The 19859-nt window shown below is 62.0% G+C and carries 18 protein-coding genes; 9 read left to right on the plus strand and 9 right to left on the minus strand.

The genetic code is table 11. The features are described from left to right. Positions 1–67: 67 nt before the first annotated feature. The 6 genes from RPE78_RS17395 to RPE78_RS17420 all read right to left on the minus strand — a co-directional run bounded on the left by RPE78_RS17395 (position 68) and on the right by RPE78_RS17420 (position 5793). A complete protein-coding gene (locus RPE78_RS17395; protein WP_339109895.1) occupies positions 68–1123 on the minus strand; it encodes an amidohydrolase family protein in 1056 nt (351 codons plus the stop codon). Between the two features lie 24 nt (positions 1124–1147). Then, on the minus strand, positions 1148–2452 hold the full coding sequence (locus RPE78_RS17400) for an FAD-dependent monooxygenase (protein WP_330629356.1): 1305 nt from the start codon (positions 2450–2452) through the stop codon (positions 1148–1150). Positions 2453–2492: 40 nt separating this feature from the next. Next, the gene (locus RPE78_RS17405) at positions 2493–3710 is read right to left on the minus strand and encodes an MFS transporter (protein WP_330629357.1); all 1218 of its coding nucleotides are present in this window, start codon (positions 3708–3710) and stop codon (positions 2493–2495) included. Positions 3711–3885: 175 nt separating this feature from the next. Continuing rightward, positions 3886–4290, minus strand: a complete 405-nt coding sequence (locus RPE78_RS17410; RefSeq protein ID WP_330629358.1) for a nuclear transport factor 2 family protein — start codon at positions 4288–4290, stop codon at positions 3886–3888. Further along, complete coding sequence (locus RPE78_RS17415) at positions 4290–5072, minus strand: SDR family oxidoreductase (RefSeq protein ID WP_330629359.1); 783 nt, start codon at positions 5070–5072, stop codon at positions 4290–4292. Before RPE78_RS17415 ends, RPE78_RS17410 begins: the two co-directional genes overlap by 1 nt. A 10-nt stretch (positions 5073–5082) precedes the next feature. Then, positions 5083–5793 (minus strand): dienelactone hydrolase family protein, encoded by a 711-nt coding sequence (locus RPE78_RS17420; RefSeq protein WP_330629360.1) that lies wholly within the window; start codon positions 5791–5793, stop codon positions 5083–5085. A gap of 228 nt (positions 5794–6021) precedes the next feature. Between RPE78_RS17420 and RPE78_RS17425 the strand changes: the two genes are divergently transcribed. Further along, positions 6022–6414, plus strand: coding sequence for a hypothetical protein (locus tag RPE78_RS17425; protein WP_330629361.1), 393 nt, complete (start codon positions 6022–6024; stop codon positions 6412–6414). Positions 6415–6502: 88 nt separating this feature from the next. On the opposite strand, the gene hpaD is transcribed toward RPE78_RS17425, so the two are convergent. The 3 genes from hpaD to RPE78_RS17440 form a co-directional block, all read right to left on the minus strand. Next, positions 6503–7510, minus strand: coding sequence for a 3,4-dihydroxyphenylacetate 2,3-dioxygenase (gene hpaD / locus RPE78_RS17430; RefSeq protein ID WP_330629362.1), 1008 nt, complete (start codon positions 7508–7510; stop codon positions 6503–6505). Between the two features lie 155 nt (positions 7511–7665). Then, the gene (locus RPE78_RS17435) at positions 7666–8472 is read right to left on the minus strand and encodes an IclR family transcriptional regulator (RefSeq protein WP_330629363.1); all 807 of its coding nucleotides are present in this window, start codon (positions 8470–8472) and stop codon (positions 7666–7668) included. 58 nt (positions 8473–8530) lie between these two features. After that, entirely contained in the window at positions 8531–9178 is a 648-nt protein-coding gene (locus RPE78_RS17440; protein ID WP_330629364.1) for a GntR family transcriptional regulator, read from the minus strand. Between the two features lie 179 nt (positions 9179–9357). Here RPE78_RS17440 and RPE78_RS17445 point away from each other — a divergent pair, with 179 nt between their 5' ends. The 8 genes from RPE78_RS17445 (at position 9358) to mqo (ending at position 19774) form a co-directional block, all read left to right on the plus strand. Then, the gene (locus RPE78_RS17445; RefSeq protein ID WP_330629366.1) at positions 9358–10593 is read left to right on the plus strand and encodes a DUF3500 domain-containing protein; all 1236 of its coding nucleotides are present in this window, start codon (positions 9358–9360) and stop codon (positions 10591–10593) included. A gap of 98 nt (positions 10594–10691) precedes the next feature. Further along, positions 10692–11546 (plus strand): fumarylacetoacetate hydrolase family protein, encoded by an 855-nt coding sequence (locus RPE78_RS17450; protein WP_330629367.1) that lies wholly within the window; start codon positions 10692–10694, stop codon positions 11544–11546. Beyond that, positions 11543–12361: a 2-oxo-hept-4-ene-1,7-dioate hydratase gene (hpaH, locus tag RPE78_RS17455; protein ID WP_330629368.1), complete on the plus strand. Its 819-nt coding sequence runs from the start codon at positions 11543–11545 to the stop codon at positions 12359–12361. Before RPE78_RS17450 ends, hpaH begins: the two co-directional genes overlap by 4 nt. A gap of 1 nt (position 12362) precedes the next feature. Beyond that, entirely contained in the window at positions 12363–13148 is a 786-nt protein-coding gene (locus RPE78_RS17460) for an HpcH/HpaI aldolase/citrate lyase family protein (protein ID WP_330629369.1), read from the plus strand. Positions 13149–13292: 144 nt separating this feature from the next. Beyond that, complete coding sequence (locus RPE78_RS17465) at positions 13293–14396, plus strand: hypothetical protein (RefSeq protein ID WP_330629370.1); 1104 nt, start codon at positions 13293–13295, stop codon at positions 14394–14396. Positions 14397–14685: 289 nt separating this feature from the next. Further along, positions 14686–16095, plus strand: coding sequence for a M20 family metallopeptidase (locus RPE78_RS17470; RefSeq protein WP_330629371.1), 1410 nt, complete (start codon positions 14686–14688; stop codon positions 16093–16095). A 1-nt stretch (position 16096) separates the two neighbouring features. Beyond that, a complete protein-coding gene (locus tag RPE78_RS17475; protein ID WP_330629372.1) occupies positions 16097–16909 on the plus strand; it encodes a sulfite exporter TauE/SafE family protein in 813 nt (270 codons plus the stop codon). Positions 16910–18193: 1284 nt separating this feature from the next. Next, entirely contained in the window at positions 18194–19774 is a 1581-nt protein-coding gene (gene mqo / locus RPE78_RS17480) for a malate dehydrogenase (quinone) (protein ID WP_330629374.1), read from the plus strand. Positions 19775–19859: the final 85 nt, after the last annotated feature.

A 19859-nucleotide genomic window follows, 5' to 3' on the forward strand; every position in this document is an offset into this window, starting at 1 on the left:
CGCCTTGTTCTACATCGTTTTTCACAAAGGGCGGCCGGACAAGCTCCGGCCACCCGAACCTGCGGGCTTACAGCCCGAACAGCGTCTCGGCATTTTTCGAGAAGATCTTCTCTTTCGCGCTGTCCGAAATATCGAGCGCTTCGACCGTTGGCACACCGTCAAAGAACCAGTCCTTACGGATCGGATAGGAGGCACCGTAAAGGATATTGTCCTCGCCCAGCACCTCGACCGCGCATTCAAGCTGTTTCTTGCCCCATTGCGGCGGGCCGGAAATATCGAAGAACAGGTTGTTCCTGAGCTTTTCGCGCAGGTTGGAATTGCCGGTGTCGAAGCGGTCCACCGCATCGCCATAGGCATGTTTGGGCTTGGGCACCAACATATCGACGAAGGCAAAGAAGCCGCCGCCCAGCATCGAATGGCTCAGCCGCAGGTTCGGGAAACGATCGAACAGCCCCGAGAACAATTCACGCCCGACCGCCGTGCCCTGCGCGATGCAACGGCCATATTGGCGACGCTGGTTGTTGAATGACAGGATCGAGTCATAATCCACCGGCAGCGGTGTATGGTGGACAACGGCGGGGATCTTCCGGTCGTTGAGGAATTCGAAATAGGGGTAGAAGGCCTCGTCATCCAGATAGATGTCGCCGTATTTGCAGGCAAGCTGCACGCCCTTGAAGCCGAGCTGGTCGATGCAGCGCTCGACCTCGTCGATCATGGTCTTGTCGCCCCAAGGCGGGCAGACCGCCAGCGCGGTGAACCGCCCGTTCGAACGGCTGACATATTCGGCCAGACCGTCATTGATGCGCTTGGAGCATTCCAGATCCAGCCACTCCTGCCAGACCGGAATACGGAACACGGCATGGTCGATCCCCGCGCGGTCCATATCCTCAAGCTGGCTTTCGATATTATACTGCCCTTCGGCGTAGTTGATATTCACAAAGCCCTTCGGCTCTTCAATGATGATCTGGTTGAGGTTCTTGCCCTCGATCGGCACCATCTTGACGTGGATATTGTTCTGCCGCGGGATACAGCGCATCATTTTCTCGCGCAGGTCGTCATCGGTAAACAGCGTATCGGGGAGCCAGTGCATATTTGCGTCAATGACGCGCGGTTTCGTAACCATTTTCAGTCTCTCTTTCCTACTCACTCAGCGGATGTCTTCGGCAAATGCCGTTTTCTTCATGGTTTCTTCGGTGAAGACGGCCTTGAACGCGGCCTTTTGGGCATCGTCGGGACGTTTCATCCCGGCCATGCGGTGGTATTCCATGAACAGCGCCTCGACTTCGGCACGGGGAATGACCGTGTCGATATCGTCGAAGGGCTGCCCGCCGGATTTCTCTTCCACCAGCCGGCGGATCACCTCGGGGCCTTCGCCGCGATTGGCGATGACCAGACGGTTGACCCCCTCCAGACGGGCGTCCTGATAGGCCTGAAGGGCCGCAACCGGATCGTCGATCTCGTGCAGTTTCTCGGAAATGACGCGGGCATCGACCAGCGCCTGACAGACCCCGTTGCCGCCGCGCGGATACATGGCGTGGGCTGCATCCCCCACCAGAGACACCCGCCCGAAGGACCATTGCTCCAGCGGATCATTGTCGATCAGCGGGTAGATATAGATCTCGCGGGCCTCGCGGATCATTTTGCCCACATCCAAGAAATCCAGCTTCACGTCATCGAACACATGGGCGATCTCGTCGGGGCTGACGCGCACCGACCAATCCTCGACCCCTTTGGGCTTGCCGCGCTGTTCGCAGACCCAGTTGACCAGCACATTGCCCTGGCCATCCACATCGTTGCGGATCGGATAGACAATCAGGCTGCCCTGCCGGATCGGGTCCCCGATATGCAAGATCGTGCCGCCATCGCGATAGGCGGGCATCACCGTCACCCCGCGATACATCGCGATGCCGGAATAATGGGTGCGGGTGGAGGCGGGCAAAAGCTGCTTGCGCACCGCCGAATGGATCCCGTCAATCCCCAGCATGACATCGGCACGTACGGTCTGCGGCACCCCTTCGGCCTCGGCGAAATGCAGCGTGACGCCGGTCTCGTCCTGCTCGAAGGTCTGCAACCTCGCGCCATAGACAATCGCATCGGGGCCCAGACGTTCGATCACCGCCTCGCGCAGCAGAAACTGCAGCGTCCCGCGATGGACGAAGCGTTGTTCGTGATCATAGCCGATATGCTTGCCGCATTTCTCGCCGAAGATCTCCTGACCGTGGCCGGTATAGAAAATCGATTCCGTCGCCTCGACCGAGATCTCCTGAAACCGTTCCAGAAGTCCCATCTCGGTCAGTTCCTTGGTGCCATAGACCTTGATGTCGACGCCTACGCCGAGCGGTTGCAGATCGGGCACGGCCTCGTAGATTTTCGGACGGAAGCCTTTCTGTTCAAGGCGGAGGGCTGTGGCAAGGCCGCCGGGGCCTGCGCCGATGATGGCGATATCAAGCATAGGGTTCTCCTTTCGGGGGCTTGGTGCGGTGACCAAGCGTTCAATGAGTGGCTTCGACGACAACGGCACGGGCCGCAGAGGTCTTCGGAGCGTGATCGGCCAGACGGCAGACCGGATAGCGCAGTGCACAGACAACCAGCGCACCAAGGAAGACGGCCACCGTGACGCCGGCCCCTGCGGCCTGTGCGGCGAAATAGGCCGGCGGGCCAAGCAACACACCAAGCAGGGTGAACTGGGTCACAAGGCCGCTGGTGGCACCGTTGGTTTCAGGAGACGGCGCGGTATAGGGAACCAGCGTCCACATCCCGACCAGCAGCCCCGAGCCGAACATCAGCCCCCAGACCGCATAGATGGAATTCATGAAGCCCAGATCCGTGCCGTATAGCAGCGCCCCCGGAATGCCGGTGATCAGGATGCCGAGCGTGGTCACCGCGCGGCTGGACACGCCCCGCCGGAGCAGCAGGCCCACGCTGAGGCAGGCCAGCGCATTGACCACCATCGAGACCGCATTCCAGTGCGCCACCGCCACTTCCGGCTGATTGTATTTCGCCGCCAGATAATGGCCGAGCGTGGCCAGAACACCGGTTTGCAGGAAGGAGTCCCCTGCGAAGGAAATCCCCAGCAGATAGACCATCGGTGCGCGCAGCACCTTGCCGACACCACGGCTGCGCACAGCGCGTTCGCCCTCGGTGCGGCGCGGGATTGCCAGCACCGCCAGCACCAGAAGCCCCAGCATCAGCGCGATATGGAAGCCGAAAGCCGCGCGCCAGGTGCCCAGTTCGGCGGCCAGCCCTGCCGACAGGAACGGCAGCAGGAAACTCATCGGCACGAATGTCGACCAGAGCGCCAGCGCCATCGTCCGCTGGTGGCCCTTGGTCAGGCGGATCAGCGCGGTGATCGCGGCGACCGCCGTCAGGACATATCCCACACCGGTCAGCGCACGGGCCGCCAGCAAAAGTCCCAGCGACGGCACCGCAATCGCGCAGGCATCGCCAAGGATCATCACGACCACACCGGCATACAGCACGCGGCGGTCTCCCAGACGGTCCACCAGATAGCCCGCCAGCAATGCCCCAAGGGCCACGACAAGCGACGGCATCGACATGATGAAACCGATTGTCGAATGCGAGCCCGGATGGAATTCCTGTGCAATCTTTCCCAGTTCGGTCACAGCTTCGCTGACGCACATCGCGGCAGCTACACCAAGCCCGTAGACGATCAGAACGCGCCCGAACGGCGACGTGATCACAGTCGACATAAAGTCCCCTCCCAAGATGAAGACGGGCGGTGCAAGCTTGGTCCGGATCTCTCCCGACCGGCAGTCCTCTCTGCGCTTGCGGCGCCCTCTAAAGGTAGTCTGTCGTGCCCTTGCGCCTTCCGCCAATGTTACTTCTGAGATATTTCATATTGCGGAACGCGGCTGGATATCGGGCCTAGCCCGTCAAGGTGAGCTGCGACAAAAGCACTTGCCACCCCTCCTCCCCGAGGGTCGCGACAACCGTACTAAAGCCAATCAGATCAACGGTTTTCCCTGTATCAAGACGCCGGACGCGATTGCGGGTCGGGCCGCTGATAATGGCCCCCGCCGCCGCATCCGTTCCTGTCTGGCGCAGCTCGATCTCGCCCCGCTCGATCTCGACAAAGCCGCCCATACGCGCGACATGCGCCATGAACGCGGCCTTGTCATGCACCATCCCCGTTGAATGCACATGCACCAGATCGGGATGCAAAAGCGCGTGCAATTCGGCCGCATCCGCCGACACCAGCGCGTTACAGCGCCGCGCCTCGAACGCCAGAAGGGCCTGCGCGAGCGCGGTGTCATGAGACAGCCGCGCCATCAGATCAGCCCCTCATACGTGCCGCCATCCAGTTGCAGGTTCTGCCCCGAGATATAGCCCGCCTGCGCCGAACACAGGAAGGCGCAGGCATCACCGAATTCGCTGGCCTGCCCGAAGCGCTTGGCGGCAATGGTCGCAATCGTGCGGGCGCGCACCTCGTCACGGGTCAGCCCCTCGGTCTTGGCAAAATGCGCCGCCACCGCGTCCTGCCGCGGGGTGTCGATCTTTTCCGGCATCAGGTTGTTGATGGTGACGTTATCCGCCACCACCTCGCGCGCGATGGCCTTCGAAATCGCTGTCAGCGCGGTGCGGGCCGCTGTTGACAGCCCCATGAAATAGCGCGGGCTTTTGACCATCGCCGAAGTGATATTGACGATCCGCCCGAATTTGCGCGCCCGCATCCCGGGAATATACTGCCGCATCAGCTGCACGGCAGGGATCATATTCATCTCCATCGCGCCCAGAAGTGCCTCCTCGGTCCACTCCTCCAGACCGCCGGGTTTCGGGCCTTCGTTATTGGTCACCAGAATATCGACCTCGGGCAGGGTCTTCAGGATGGTTTCGCGGCCCTGCGCGCTGTTCAGATCGGCAACGATATACCCCACCACCGCATCGGGATGCGCGGCCTGCAGCGTCGCGACCGCGCGCTGCAATTTGCCTTCGGTGCGACCATTGATCGTCACCCGCGCCCCCTCGCGCGCGAGGGCGGTGGCACAGGCCAGCCCCAACCCCTGTGACGAGGCGCATACAAACGCGCTGCGGCCCTGTAATCCAAGTTCCATATAGCTATCCTCAAGCGAGACAATGAGTGAAGAAATCCGCCATCGCCGCCCATGAACGCTGGTCGGCATAGGCATCGTATCTGGCAAAGGGCGGACGACCGGGGGCATCGGGTTCGGTGAAGGCATGACGCGCCCCGCCATAGATATCGGCCTCCCACGGGACCGCCGCCGCCGACATGGCCGCCGTCAGACGCTGCAGGTCCGTGCTCTGCGCCATCGGGTCATCGCTGCCGGTGCACAGCAGGACACGCCCCGCCGAGGCCGCAGACCAGTCATTCGCGACCAGATCCAGCCCTGCATGGAAGCTTGCCACACAGCGCACAGCCCCGCCCGTGCGGATGAATTCCAGCGCGCTACTGCCGCCGAAACAATATCCCAACATCCCGATCCGCGTGGCATCGGCCTCCGGCTGGGCCGCCAGCGCCTGACGGGCCGCCTCCAGCCGCGCCATCCATGCGGCCCGATCGGCAAGGCAGGCTCCGATGCGGGCCTCGATCTGCTGCGGCCCCTCCGGCAGGGCCCGCCCGCCCCACAGATCCACCGCCAGCACGGCAAAGCCCAGATCTGCCAGCCTCACAGCGGTGTCCAGCATGAACCGGTCCAGACCGTGGGCGCCGTGCACCAGTAGCAGCGCCGGTCGGGGCAAGGGGCTGTCCCCGCAGACAAACCGGCCCGACATGGTGGTTCCGGCAAGGCTATAGGCAAGATCTCTGGCGGTCATCGGGCGGCTCCTGTGGTTCGGGGTGCGCCCATTGGCCCGTGGCAGGGCGATGGGGGCAAGCAGGACGACAGGTTTTGTTCACATTGCGAAACCGCAGGCGAAATCGGCGGCGCTCACACGAAGAGGCTCCACATGATGAACACAACCGCGCGCAGGGATTGATCTCCCGCCGCGCCGCGCAAGACTACGAAAACCCTACCCTTTTCTCTGGCAAGTCAGGACATAGCCATGCCGCATTGCATTATCGAATATTCCAGCAATCTCGAAGAAAGCGGCCAGATCGACGCGCTCCTGCACAAGATCGCCGCGCATTTCCGCACCGCGCCGGAGGTCTTCCCCACAGGTGGCGTGCGGGTGCGGGCCTGGCCGGTGACGCGCTATGTGATTGCCGATGGCAATCCCGAACATGCGTTTGTCAACGTGATGTGCCGGATCGGCGCAGGCCGCCCCGCCGATATCCGCAAGGCCTTCTTTTCCAAGGCCTACGAGATTGTCGTCGCCCATTTCGAGGCCGAAAGTGCGCGGCGTGGTCTGGGCATCACCTTCTATGTCGATCAGGCCGATCCCGAAGGGTCATGGAAGACCAATTCGATCCATGCCCATATGGCCAAATCCCTCTAGGCCGAATATCCGCCCTTCACATCGCCGACCGCCGGAGCCTCGGGCTCCGGCGGTCATGTCCATGAAACGGGTCAGGCAGGACAGGGCCCTAGCTGGTCAGTTCCAGAAAACGCTCGAGTGTCGGAGCTTCGACCGACAGATCCGGCTCGACCGGCGCCGCACCTTCAAAAACGGTCGCCTCGTTGAACCATTTCGCCCGTGCGGGCATGCCCCATTGATCGGCCCGTTTGGGGTTATCGAGGCTCCATGCCACAGGCGGTTCCAGATCGATATGCTGGTAATGGGTGTTGAACAATTCGATGCGGTGGCCGTCAGGATCGCGGAAATACAAGAACATCGCGCCGGAAATCCCGTGACGGCCCGGGCCGCGCTCCAGTCTGCGGCCCAGCCCCAAGGCCCCCGCCACATCACAGGCATGCATCAGATCGGCGGTATCGCGCAGCAGATAGGCGAAATGGTGCAGGCGCGGCCCCGGCCCGTTGGTGAAAACCTGATCATGCGGATTACCCTTGCGCTGCATCCAGACCCCCCACAGGTCCACCTGCCCCTGCGCCCCGTCCGAATAGGTATATTCCGAGGTCCGGAAGCCCAGAGGGTGCCAGAAGTCGAACGCCTTCCGCACATCCTGTGCCTGAATCTGCCAATGGTCGATGCGCTGCGCGGACGCCCCGCGATACTGGTCATAGGCCATAAACATGCGCTCGCGGATCGGCATGGAGGCGGTCAGCTCGACGGGCATCCCGATCGCATCGCGAAACTGCAATGTCTTGCCCTGATACGGCACATCGACCAGCTTTGCCTCGGTGCCGATGCTGTTGAAATAGGCTTCGGCCTTGTGGATGTCGTCTTCGGTCTGCACGCGGAACCCGAGCCGCTGACAGTTCGGGGTCTCGCCCTTGCGCAGCACCAGCGAATGATGCGCGTTCTCCTCGCGCCCGCGCAGCCAGACCGTTTCGCTATCGGCATCACTGACCACCAGCCCCACCAGATCGGTGTAGAATGTCCGGCTGGCCTCGAGGTCACGCACGCTCAGCACCACATGGCTTGAGCGGGTGATATTGAAAGGCGGGGTCAGAACTGGGTCCGGAATATGCATGCTTTCCTCCTCTGGACGGCGGGGCAACCCCGCGCTCGTATGAACCGAGCATTCGTTCCGGAAAGGGTTCGGGCAAGCGCTGCGGGGCGTTCTGTTCACATGCCGGAATACCCTGCCCCGAAACCGGCCAGACCGGTGCCGGAGCAGCACATGGCTCATCCCGCCAGACGGGTCTCGAAGAGCGAGGCGCTGACCTTGCGGCTGGCCTCGCGCAAGGCGGGCCACAGCCGGTTGACCCGTTCCGCCCCCAGCCGTGCCGCAGGCGCAATGACACAGAGCGCCCCGATGGCCCGCCCGCCGATATCGCGCACCGGCACCGCAAGCGCCCGCCGCCCGCGACCCGTCAGGCTGTCCTCGACCAGATACCCCTGTTCGCGCGCGCGCGTGATCCCGTCAAGGATCAGGGCCTCGGGGCAGTTCCATTCGGCATAGCGTTCAAGGTTTTCCTGAAACACTTCGGTGGCGCGGGCCTCGCCCAGATAGGCCATCATGACCCGTCCCGCCACGCTGACCCCCAGCGGACGCCGTGCGCCCACATGCACCCCGCGCGCCTGCACGGGCCAGCTGCCGAAACGGCGGTCGGCATAAACCGCATCATTATGCGATGGCACCGACAGGAAGATCGAATCCTTGGTCAGCTGCGCCAGTTCGTCCAGAACAGGCGAAGAGATGCGGGTGATCGGGCAGCGGTTGAACGGGGCCACCCCGAGCCATGCGGCCTCTGCCCCCAACCGGTAACGCGACGTGCCCCCCGCCCGCTCGACAACGCCTTCCTTTTCCAGCGCCTTTAGGATGCGATGCGCCGTCGGATGCGACAGCTTGAGCGAGCCCGCAATATCGACAAGCTTCTCCCCGTCATGATCGCCCCCCGCCAGCATCCGCATGATGGCGAAACTGCGCCGGATGCTTTGCGTGCCGGTCACCTCGTTGCGCAGCACGCCCCCTGTTTCTTGATAGCCCATTCTGTCCTCCTCCTTTGCCGTCTCCACCCGGCATATGCATTCGGTATCCCTGTCCGGTTCAGACCAGCCCCGCATCCAGCAGATCCTGCGCCGTGCGATGCAGATGTGCCCCCAGAGCCTCGGCCGCCTCCTCGGCCTTGCGCTCCAGCACCAGCTCCATGATCTGGCGATGCTCGGTTTCGGTATCGCGGTCCTGCCGCGCATGGGGCAGCAGGATGCGGCGATACCTCTCGGCCTGCACGTAAAGCTGGTCGCGCAACCGCAACCACCACAGGCTGTCACAGGCCGAGACCAGATCATCATGGAATTGCGCATGCAGACGCGGCCAGTCGGCATGCGCCCGCCCCTCGGCAGAGGCACCGGTCTTCGACAGGCAGTGCCATGTCGCCAAGATCCGCGCCTCCCAATCCAGATCGCCCACCGCAATGGCCCGCCGCACACAGCGCGCCTCGATATCGATCCGCACAGCCGTCAGGTCGATCAGATCCTCGCGCGAGACCGGTGCCACGGTGAAGCCGCGCTGCGGCATCGCCTGCACCAGCCAGTCCGATGTCAGTCGCGACAGGGCCTCGCGCACCGCGCTGGGGCTGACCTCGAAATTCGTCGCAAGGGAGTCGATCGCAAGCTTCGATCCCGGCGCGTAGCCACCATTCAGCAGCTCTTCCTTGAGGTCGCTATAAAGCGCCGCGGTCTTGCTGATGGCCATCCTGCCGCCCTCCGGTCCTGCGTTCATGAGGAAGCTCACCATAAAATATATATTTTTGTCAAAATCTATTTTGTCACAGATCCGAGATTTTCCGGAATATGGAAGATTCCCCCCATGCCGCTTGCGCAGGCCCTCAGGGCTGGCCCTGATAGACGGCGAGGAGCAGCGGAGAGGACCAAATGACTGCACAAGACTATCGCGCCTATATTCTGCCCGAAAGCTATGATCGGGTCGGGAAATCGCATGGCCTCGACCCTGTCACCTATTCCCAGCCGGTTCTAGCCACCCCGCAAGCCATTGCGCTGAAAGAGGAATGGGCACGGCTACAGGATGCCCCCTATATCGGTGTCACCCATGACGGCACCGCAGAGACGGGCCTGTTCGACCTCGCGGATGAAGGGTTCGACGTGGCGCTTGCGGTTTCGGCAATGGAGGCGCTACTGGCCACGCTGCGCCCGCAGGAAAAGGCCGCCGCCATGAAGCCGATCGACCATCGCAACTGGCGCGGCTGGTATAATCCCGAACTGGTGTTCAACACCGAAGGCGTCCGGCTGGAACATCTCGGCCCCGCCTCGCGCGACTGTTTCTGGGATCTGCTGGCGGCCTGCACCTCGGCGCGGGGATTCCAGAAGATCCGGCGTCTGATGAAGGCGAATCTTTTTCTGGGCGAGCTTTATGATCTGACGACGATCATGAACGAGTGGTCCTATCATTTCGAGATTTTCGGCACCCCGTCCGTAACAGAGCCGTGGGGCTGGCATATCTACGGCCATCATGTCGGCTTCAACGTCTTCATTCTGGGACGGCAGATGGTGATTTCCCCCACCTTCATGGGCACCGAACCCAATGAGGTCGTGCTGCGCAGCGGCGAGACGTTTTGCATGTTCAAGGAGGAAGAGGCGCAGGGGCTGGCCCTGATGCGCAGCCTGCCGCCGCCCCTTCAGGAGCGCGCTACGCTTTACAAGGAGATGGAAGATCCCGCCCTGCCGCAATGGCGTTTCAACTTTGCCGACCAGCGGCATCTGGGCGGAGCTTTTCAGGACAACAGGATCGTGCCACTGGAGGGCGTCTGCGCCGCAGAGTTCGACCCCGCGCAGCGGCAGGCCCTGATGGATCTGTGCGAAACCTTCCACATCCATTGGCCGGATGGTCCGCGCAAGGCCCGCCTGCAACAAATCGAGGCCCATCTCGACCGGACGTATTTCAGCTGGATCGGCGGGCATGGCCCCGACGACCCGTTCTACTACCATATCCACTCGCCGGTCGTGATGCTGGAATTCGACCATCATTCCGGCATGTGGCTCGGCAATGAAGCCCCCGCCAAATTCCATATCCATGTCATCAGCCGCATCCCCAATGGCAATGACTACGGCAAGGCCCTTCTGGCCGCCCACCGGCAGCGGGCCTCCCGCTGACACAGGGCCAGCCCCTGCCCGCGCCACCGCAGCACCGCTTCTGAACGGGCCGCCCTGCTGCCCGTCTGTCCTATCCTTTCCTGTTTCGGAGATCCCCTATGAATCTGGTCTCATTCACCGCGCAGGGCACCGCCTTCTGGGGTGTCGCGCGAGAGGATGGCGTTCTGGCCCTGTCGCCGGAATTCCCGCAATATCGCACCCTGCGCGACGTGATTGCCGCGCAGGCCCTGCCCGACATCCTGACCGCCGCGCAAGGCCGCACCGCCAGCCATAAGGCGGGCCTGTTCCGCTATACGGTGCCGATCCCCGATCCCGGCAAGATCCTTTGTGTCGGGGTCAACTTCCCCGACCGCAACGCCGAATATAAGGATGGCAAAGAGGCACCGCCACATATGTCGCTTTTCCCACGCTTCGTGCAAAGCTTTGTCGGGCAAGGAGAAAACCTGATCCGCCCGCCCGAGAGCGCACAGCTGGATTACGAAGGCGAGATCGCGATTGTCATCGGCAAGGAAGGGCGGCGCATCGCAAGGGATCAGGCGCTTTCCCATATCGCCGCGTTGACCCTCTGCAACGAGGGCACGATCCGCGACTGGGTGCGCCATGCGAAATTCAACGTCACGCAGGGCAAGAACTGGGACCGTTCGGGGGCAATGGGGCCGTGGCTTGTACCCTTTACCGACCCCGCGCAGATCCTTGATATCGCCTTGGAAACCCGCGTGAATGGCGAGCTGCGCCAGTCTGACCGCACGGGGCGGATGCTGTTTCCGGTGGCCGAACAGATCGCCTATATCTCGACCTTCACCACATTGCGGCCCGGCGACATCATCGTCACCGGCACCCCCACAGGGGCGGGGGCGCGCCATGATCCGCCCATCTGGCTGACACCGGGGGACAGGATCGACATCACCGCCGAAGGCATCGGCACCCTGTCCAACGGAGTGGCTGACGAATGACCCTGACCCTGAGCCACGCCGAGATCGCCGCCGCCGCCGCCGCCCTGTTCGAGGCCGAGCGCCGCAGACAGCAGACCGGCCTCCTGTCGCAGCAATATCCGCAGATGACGCTGGATGACGCCTATGCGGTGCAGGCCGCCCTGATCGCACATAAACGGGCGGCAGGGCTGGAGGTGATCGGCTGGAAAATCGGCCTGACCTCGCGCGCGATGCAGCAGGCGCTGAATATCGACACCCCCGATTCCGGTGTCTTGCTCAGCGATATGGCCTTTCCCAGCGGCGCGACCATTCCACTGGGCCGCTTCATCCAGCCACGGATCGAAGCCGAGATCGCCTTTGTCCTGAACGCTCCGCTGGCGGGGGCCGATGTCACGCGGGCCGATGTGCTGGCCGCGACCGATTTCGTGGCACCGGCGCTTGAAATTCTGGACACCCGCATCCTGCGCGCAGATCCGGTCACGGGCGTCTCGCGCAAGATCCATGACACGGTATCCGACAATGCCGCCAATGCGGGCATCGTGCTGGGCACGGCACGGCACGCCCCGCAGAGCATCGACCTGCGCTGGATCGGGGCCATCGTGCGACGCGATGGCATTGTCGAGGAAACCGGCCTTGGCGCGGGGGTTCTGGATGATCCGGTTGCAGGGATCGTCTGGCTTGTGCGGCGTCTGGCACAGTACGGCCAAGGGGTCGCCGCGGGAGACATCCTTCTGTCGGGCAGCTTCATCCGCCCGATAGAGGCTCCGCCGGGCAGTTGTTTCCATGCCGATTTCGGCCCCTTCGGCCATGTCGACCTAACCTTTGCGGAGAGCTGATATGCCTGCCCCTGTGAACCGTCTCAAACAGCGTCTGGCAGCCGGCGAGACCACGCATGGCCTGTGGCTGGGTCTGGCCGACCCCTATCTGGCCGAGATCGCCGCGACCGCGCGGTTCGACTGGCTTTTGCTGGATGGCGAACATGCGCCCAATGACATCCGCTCGCTTTCGGCCCAGATCGGTGTGCTGCAGAACGGGCCAAGCGATATCGTGCTGCGCCTGCCCGATGACAATCCCGCCAAGATCAAACAGGCGCTGGATATCGGCGCGCAGACCCTGCTGGTGCCGATGATCGAATCCGCGGCGCAGGCACAACGCGCCTTGGCGGCCTGCCACTATCCCCCCAACGGGCTGCGCGGGGTTGGCTCCGCGCTGGCGCGGGCCTCGCGCTTTGCCGAGATCCCTGACTACCTGAACACGGCGGATGCGCAGATCTGCCTGATCGTGCAGGTCGAAAGCCGCGCGGGACTGGCCGCGCTGGATGACATCTTGCAGATCGAAGGGCTGGATGCCGTCTTTATCGGCCCGTCCGATCTGGCGGCGGATATGGGGCATCTGGGCAATCCGGGCCATCCCCAAGTCCGGCAGGCCGTGCTGGAGGCGCTTGAACGGATCAACCGGTCCGGCAAGGCCGCAGGTGTCCTGAGCACCGATCCCGAATTCATCCAAGCCTGCACGCAGGCGGGGGCACGTTTTGTGGGCGTAGGCATTGATGTCACCGTTTTTGCCCATGCCCTGCGCCAGCTTGCCGCGCGCTACCGCAACAGCGCGGAGAGCACCCGCTAACGCCAGACGCCAGACGCCAGAACGACAACCTGACCCGCCCCTATCCCCGCAAACAGCTTTTGCGGGCGCGTCGGGTCATGTCCGCAAACCGGTCGCCTCGGGGAGGAGAGCGGCCAGACCATCGTCACTATCAGGGAGGAAATAATGAAAGCACTTACTGTTCTGACAGCAGTCGCCACGGGAATCGGCCTGATGACAGCCGCCCCCGTTTTCGCCGATATGCCGGATGGCCGGACAACAGGAGCACAAACGGAACGCTCGGCCATCACATCCCGTTTCCAGCGCAGCTTCGGCCATGCCGGATTGCTGACGATCTGGAGCAGCAACGAGATCTTCGGCATCACGCAGGACAAGATCAATAACGGCATGCTGCATTTCAATCAGGCCGAGAATTCCGGCGTCCTGTCCGGTTATCGGGACAATATCTCGACGGCCGAGGTCCCGATTTCGGCGCTGGTGGGTATCAGCGATCACGCGATGGTCTATACGAACCTGTCGTTGAACGGCTTCTCGGCCTCGCCCGATCTGGCCTATGCCAGCGGCGGGATCGGCACGCTGACTGTCGAATATCTCAATATGCCCAGCGACAACCTGACATGGGGCATTGGCGCGATCGCGCAATATGCCCATACCAATCTCAAGCAGAATGACGGCAAGATCAACAACCCTTGGGGCGGCATTCGGGGTGACCTGCTTTACAAGATGAACGATCACTGGGCGCTGGCCAACCGCTTTGTCGCGCAATGGGGCAACGCACGCAGCGAAATCCCGCTGGGCTTTGCCACGCTGACCGACCGCCAGCACACCGCCCTGACCTATTGGCAAAGCGATCTTGTGGGCACCTATTCCGATGCCGAGATCGGCTTTCTGCCTGCAGGCTGGCTGATGCATCCGCGTCTGGGTTTTGCCATCGAAGAGCTGACCAATTCCTCCTCCATCAACAGCCTCGGCACCAAGGTCGACAAACAGAAAATCCATTACAGCGAAGGCATGGCCACGCTGCGTTTCGAAAAGCCCGTCTACGGTCCGGGCGCATGGTCGCCGCAGCTTGAATTCGGTCTCAAGCATGAATTCGTCAATAGTTTTGACAGCTACTCGAACGAGCAGAACTTCTATTACAGCTCCGTCGGGCTGGGACGGCAGATCGGCAAGGACCTGTTCTTCAACCTTGCCTATGTGCGCTATGACGGCTTCCGCGGCAATGTCCGCAACCAGACCTTCAAGGCGATCTTCTCCTATACGTTCTAGGCAAGCCCTGTCTGCAGGCGGCCCCCTCGGGCGCGGCCTGCAAACCCTTTTCCGGACGGCCCCGCAGAGCACGCGCCGCCGCAGCATCCAGCCTGTGTTCCGGCACACGGGCCTGTGACCGCGCTTTCGGGCAATCCGGCCCGTTCCGGCCTTGGCCAAGCCTGCGGCTTTCGCCTATGCTCTGCGGTGAAGGACCGGATGCCAGGCGTATGGCCGTGGCCCCCTCCGGCAGAAGACCCCCTTGTCCGCCTTGCAGCGGCAGGCCCGCGACCGACGAAGGAGGCAGTTCATGACACTCGGCCACGCCGCCATAACCCGGATCAGCGCCTATTTCGACAACGGGACATTCCAGCGCGATCTGGCCGGACTGGTGGCCCGCCCGACCGAAAGCCAGACCCCGCGCGGCAGGCCCCATCTGCATGCCTATCTGCACGAGGCCATGCAACCGATGCTGACGGAAATGGGCTTCACGACAACGATCCATGCCAACCCCGATCCCGAGGCGGGGCCGTTTCTGGTGGCCTGTCGCCGTGAAGACCCCGCCTTGCCGACCGTGCTGATCTATGGGCATGCCGATGTGGTGCGGGCGCAGGAAGACCAGTGGCGCGACGGGCTTGCCCCTTTCACCCTTATCGAGGAGGGGGACCGGCTTTATGGGCGCGGTGCCGCCGATAACAAGGCCCAACACCTGATCAATCTCCGCGCGCTGGAGGCGGTGATCGCCACACAAGGGCGGCTGGGGTTCAACGCGAAAGTGCTGATCGAGACCGGCGAAGAAACCGGCTCGCCGGGACTGCGGCAGTTTTGTGAGGATAATCAGGCGCTGCTGGCCGCCGATGTGCTGATTGCCTCGGACGGGCCGCGCCTGTCCCCCAAAGCGCCCACCATCTTTACCGGCGCGCGCGGCGCGATCATGTTCGAGCTGGTCGTCGCGCTGCGCGAGGGGGCCCATCACTCGGGCAATTTCGGCGGGCTTCTGGCTGACCCCGCGATCTATCTGGCCCATGCTCTGGCCAGTATCACCGATGCGCGCGGCCAGATCCGTGTGCCGGAATGGCGCCCCGACAGCCTGACCCCGCGCCTGCGCGAGGTTCTGGCGGCCCTCCCGCCGGTAGAGTCGGGCTTCCCCCTTGATCCCGATTGGGGCGAGGAAAACCTGAGCATGGCCGAGCGTGTCTTCGGTTGGAACAGTTTCGCCGTGCTGGCGATGGTGTCGGGCGTGCCGGAGGCCCCGCTGAACGCGATTTCAGGAGAGGCACGGGCCACCTGCCAGCTGCGCTATGTGGTGGGAACCGAGGCCCGCGAGATCCTGCCCGCCCTGCGCCGCTATCTGGATGCGCAAGGCTTCGACAAGGTCACCATCCGGCACACCGACCATGGCAGCTTTACCGCCACGCGTCTGGACCCGGACCATCCCTGGGTGCGCTTTGCCGCAGAGTCCCTCGGCCGCAGCACGGGCGAAGCCGTGCATATCCTGCCCAATCTGGGCGGCTCTCTCCCCAATGACTGTTTTTCCGACGCTTTGGGGCTGCCCACGATCTGGGTGCCCCATTCCTATGCGGGATGCAACCAGCATGCGCCCAATGAGCATGTGCTGAAATCCCTTTCACGACAGGCCCTTATCGGCATGACGGGGCTATTCTCCGATCTGGCCGAACAGGGTGCGCCTGTCCCCCTGACCGCGAAGGCCCCGACCTGAAATGGATATTCTGATTTTTGTTCTTGTGATCGGTGTCGCAGGGCTTGTTGCCGGACTGATCTCCGGCCTGCTTGGCGTGGGGGGTGGCATCATTCTGGTGCCCGCATTCTATTACGTCTTTCAGGGGCTGGGCTATGCGCCCGAACAGCTGATGCAGATCTGCGTGGCCACATCGACAGGCACCATCATCGTCACCTCGCTGCGATCGGTCACCGCCCATCACCAGCGCGGCGCTGTCAGCCTCGCGCTGATCCGCAGTTGGGGGCCCTTCATCGCGATAGGATCGGTGCTAGGCGTGCTGGCCGCTGCCAGCCTGCGCAGCCATGAACTGCAAGTGATCTTTGGCGGTATCGGCGTCTGTCTGGGCCTGTATATGCTGCTGGGCAAGAAAAGCTGGCGCCTGTCCGACAGCCTGCCCGGACGTCGCCTTGCCGCGCTTTATGGCAGCCTTATCGGCTTTTTCTCGGCCCTGATGGGAATTGGCGGCGGCAGTTTTACCGTGCCGCTGCTGACCGCCTATAATGTGCCGCCCCATCGTGCGGTCGGCACCTCGCCCGGCTTCGGATTACTGATCTCGATCCCCGGCTTCATCGCCTATCTGCTGACGGGCTGGCACCTGACCGGCAAGCCCCCCGGCACAGTCGGCTATGTCAACCTGCCCGCCGTCGCAATGATCATGGTCACCTCGCTGATTGCGGTGCCCTTCGGCGTGCGACTGGCGCACCGGCTAAGCCCCCAACGCTTGCGGCTGGTCTTTTCGCTGACCGTGCTGGTGCTTGCCGGAAACATGCTGCGCAAGGCCCTGATGGGGTAACCGCAATCAAGAATCGCCCCGCCACCGCGCGGGGCGTTGACCTGCCTGCAACGCAGATCGGCCCCATCTCCGGAACGAATTGTTTTACAGCGCATGATATAAATTCAGTAAAATCAGCATATTAAATGGTTAATTTATTGCAAGGCCGTGCAGAGAATTGCTACAAAGTACACGCCGTCTGTGGGGTTTTACCTGTGGGGCTGGTGACATTTTGACGAAGACTAGACGACATGCTGAACCGACTAGCCCCACGCGGCGTCCAGACCGCAGCGCCGGGCCGCCACGCAGATCCGCGCGTGCCAGATTGATTTCCTTGCTCTTGTCGAATTCAGCCGCATGCGTATTAAGCCCCAAGCCGCGCGCCACCATTGTCGCCCCGCACGAATGCCCTGCAAGCATCGTGTAAAACGCCTGCGTCGCGCCCAGCCCCTTCACGAAATCCGTTATCTTCCATGCATCCTCTTGCGTGTATCGAATGCACCGGAAGATGCGCGGAAATGGCGCGCGGGCAATGTGGTGTAAGCGCCGCGCGCCATTCTCATATTTAACTGATTTTATGACATTCATATTTAACTGATTTTATGACATTTTTGAGAAAATTGACTTTCCCTTAGCAGGAGAACGCCTTCGACCACTCGGCCACGTCTCCGTTGACCTGTATAGCCGAGCTGCCTGTTGCATACCGTGGCATGACGGCGCTTGGCGGGGCCTCGTCTTTTACGTCAAGGCCACATTGTCTCCCATATCGCGTCAAGCGGTTCGACGAAGCGCGGCGTGACCGAGGTCTTGCTCGGCTGAAGGCGACGGTTCTACACAAAATGGCACGTCGTCCATTGTGCTCTCCGTTTCGGTATGCAATTGCATGCGACAATCTGTGTCATTGAAAGGTGGAACGGCGACTTCCATCTTTGTGGCCCTGAATGATTCGTTTGTGACCCTGGCTCGGTGGTTAGTTTTTATGACCAGATGAAACGAGTCCGGTCAGTTAGCGATAGCATCACGGGCTGCGACAAGCTGACGCAGACCCCATAACGGGCAAGAGCTGCCCGCCTGATGCATAGCGGATTTGCAGATAAGGCGTGAAACGCATATCTCAGATCCAACTTGCGATGCTGCTTTTGCAAAGTAAAATGCTTCCCAAACATAGCTTTAGCCGTAAGACTTTGCGTTTCCTCACAATTTTGTTCAGGAATTCTCGGGCCGCTTATGCTGCAACGCGGCGGTTGCATCCTTTCGCCAAATTCATAGTTTCGCCCCATCGGATCCGCGAAGGGGGCGGTTATCATGGATTTCAAAAACAAAACCGCAGACCGTTCGGTCGACGTACTCCTTGTTGGTGGCGGCATCATGAGCGCAACTTTGGGTGTGCTGTTGCATGAGCTGGAACCGGAATGGACAATCGAGCTGACCGAACGGCTGGATGAGGTCGCGTCGGAAAGCTCGAACGGCTGGAACAATGCCGGCACGGGCCACTCGGCGCTGTGCGAGCTCAACTATACGCCTGAAGCCGAAGACGGCACGATCAATATCGAGAAGGCGCTGTCGATTAACGAGCAGTTCCAGATTTCGCGCCAGTTCTGGGCCCATCAGGTGCGGCAGGGCGTGTTGACCAATCCGCGCTCCTTTATCAACCGCACCCCCCATATGAGCTTTGTCTGGGGCGAGAAAAACGTGAATTTCCTACGCAAGCGTTATGAGGCGCTGGTGCGGAGCCCGCTTTTTGCCGGCATGAAATTCTCGACCGATCATGCGGAAATTTCCAAATGGGCACCGCTCATGGGCGAGGGGTTGAACCCCGACGAAAAAGTGGCGGCCACATGGGCCCCGCAAGGGACCGATGTCGATTATGGTGAAATTACCCGCCAATATATTCGCTTCCTTGAAAGCAGTCCGCGCTTCCAACTGAATACGGGCCGCACCGTGACCGGCATCCGCCGTCGCAAAGAGGGTGGCTGGCGCGTTGTGTGCACCAATTCGCATGGGGGCGACAAGCAGATCGTCGATGCGAAGTTCGTCTTCCTCGGGGCTGGGGGCGGTGCGCTGCCGCTGTTGCAGATGTCCGGCATTCCCGAGGCCCGCGAATACGCAGGGTTCCCCGTTGGCGGGTCCTTCCTTGTGTGCGAAAACCCCGACGTGGTGAACAAGCATAACGTCAAGGTCTATGGCAAAGCCTCGACCGGTGCCCCGCCGATGTCGGTGCCCCATCTCGACCGTCGGGTGATTGATGGCAAGGACATGCTGTTGTTCGGTCCGTTTGCGACCTTCTCGACCAAGTTCCTGAAGGAGGGGTCGCTGTGGGATCTGCCGTCCTCGATTACGCGGCGCAACCTTGTGCCGATGATGCAGGTGGGTGTGCATAACTTCAATCTGGTCGAATATCTGGCCGGTCAGCTGATGCTGTCGGAGAAAGACCGGATGAAAGCCCTGCGTGCTTATTTCCCGCAAGCCCGTGATGAGGACTGGCGCCTGTGGCAGGCGGGTCAGCGTGTGCAGATCATCAAGAAAGACCCGAAAAACGGTGGTCAGCTGAAACTCGGCACAGAGATCGTAGCCTGTGAGGACCGCTCGATTGCGGCGCTTCTTGGCGCATCTCCGGGCGCGTCCACGGCCGCTCCGATCATGCTCAAGCTGCTGGATCAGGTCTTCCCCGAGCGTGTCTCCAGCGCCGCATGGCAGGCCAAGCTGCGTGATATCGTGCCGAGCTACGGGCAATCTTTGCAAGACAGCCCCGATCTGATCGCCAGCGAATGGTCGGAGACCGGCAAGGTGCTTGAACTGCTGGATGCTCCTGTCGAGGACATCCGTAACTTCATCGATCAGTTCCTGATTTCTTCGGAAGCCGAGCTGAAAACGCAGGCGGCCTGACCCCCTGTCTGCGCGGCATAGCGTACCGGAACCCCCCGCCGTCCCTCCGGAAGGCGGGGGGTTCCATATGCAGGCGCGCATGATG

Source organism: Thioclava litoralis, from assembly GCF_045278885.1.
Lineage (GTDB): Bacteria > Pseudomonadota > Alphaproteobacteria > Rhodobacterales > Rhodobacteraceae > Thioclava > Thioclava litoralis.

Coding starts and splice junctions, on each gene's coding strand:
- RPE78_RS17395 (WP_339109895.1), bottom strand. CDS start 1,123: ATGGTTACGAAACCGCGCGTCATTGACGCAAATATGCACTGGCTCCCC.
- RPE78_RS17400 (WP_330629356.1), bottom strand. CDS start 2,452: ATGCTTGATATCGCCATCATCGGCGCAGGCCCCGGCGGCCTTGCCACA.
- RPE78_RS17405 (WP_330629357.1), bottom strand. CDS start 3,710: ATGTCGACTGTGATCACGTCGCCGTTCGGGCGCGTTCTGATCGTCTAC.
- RPE78_RS17410 (WP_330629358.1), bottom strand. CDS start 4,290: ATGGCGCGGCTGTCTCATGACACCGCGCTCGCGCAGGCCCTTCTGGCG.
- RPE78_RS17415 (WP_330629359.1), bottom strand. CDS start 5,072: ATGGAACTTGGATTACAGGGCCGCAGCGCGTTTGTATGCGCCTCGTCA.
- RPE78_RS17420 (WP_330629360.1), bottom strand. CDS start 5,793: ATGACCGCCAGAGATCTTGCCTATAGCCTTGCCGGAACCACCATGTCG.
- RPE78_RS17425 (WP_330629361.1), top strand. CDS start 6,022: ATGCCGCATTGCATTATCGAATATTCCAGCAATCTCGAAGAAAGCGGC.
- hpaD (WP_330629362.1), bottom strand. CDS start 7,510: ATGCATATTCCGGACCCAGTTCTGACCCCGCCTTTCAATATCACCCGC.
- RPE78_RS17435 (WP_330629363.1), bottom strand. CDS start 8,472: ATGGGCTATCAAGAAACAGGGGGCGTGCTGCGCAACGAGGTGACCGGC.
- RPE78_RS17440 (WP_330629364.1), bottom strand. CDS start 9,178: ATGGCCATCAGCAAGACCGCGGCGCTTTATAGCGACCTCAAGGAAGAG.
- RPE78_RS17445 (WP_330629366.1), top strand. CDS start 9,358: ATGACTGCACAAGACTATCGCGCCTATATTCTGCCCGAAAGCTATGAT.
- RPE78_RS17450 (WP_330629367.1), top strand. CDS start 10,692: ATGAATCTGGTCTCATTCACCGCGCAGGGCACCGCCTTCTGGGGTGTC.
- hpaH (WP_330629368.1), top strand. CDS start 11,543: ATGACCCTGACCCTGAGCCACGCCGAGATCGCCGCCGCCGCCGCCGCC.
- RPE78_RS17460 (WP_330629369.1), top strand. CDS start 12,363: ATGCCTGCCCCTGTGAACCGTCTCAAACAGCGTCTGGCAGCCGGCGAG.
- RPE78_RS17465 (WP_330629370.1), top strand. CDS start 13,293: ATGAAAGCACTTACTGTTCTGACAGCAGTCGCCACGGGAATCGGCCTG.
- RPE78_RS17470 (WP_330629371.1), top strand. CDS start 14,686: ATGACACTCGGCCACGCCGCCATAACCCGGATCAGCGCCTATTTCGAC.
- RPE78_RS17475 (WP_330629372.1), top strand. CDS start 16,097: ATGGATATTCTGATTTTTGTTCTTGTGATCGGTGTCGCAGGGCTTGTT.
- mqo (WP_330629374.1), top strand. CDS start 18,194: ATGGATTTCAAAAACAAAACCGCAGACCGTTCGGTCGACGTACTCCTT.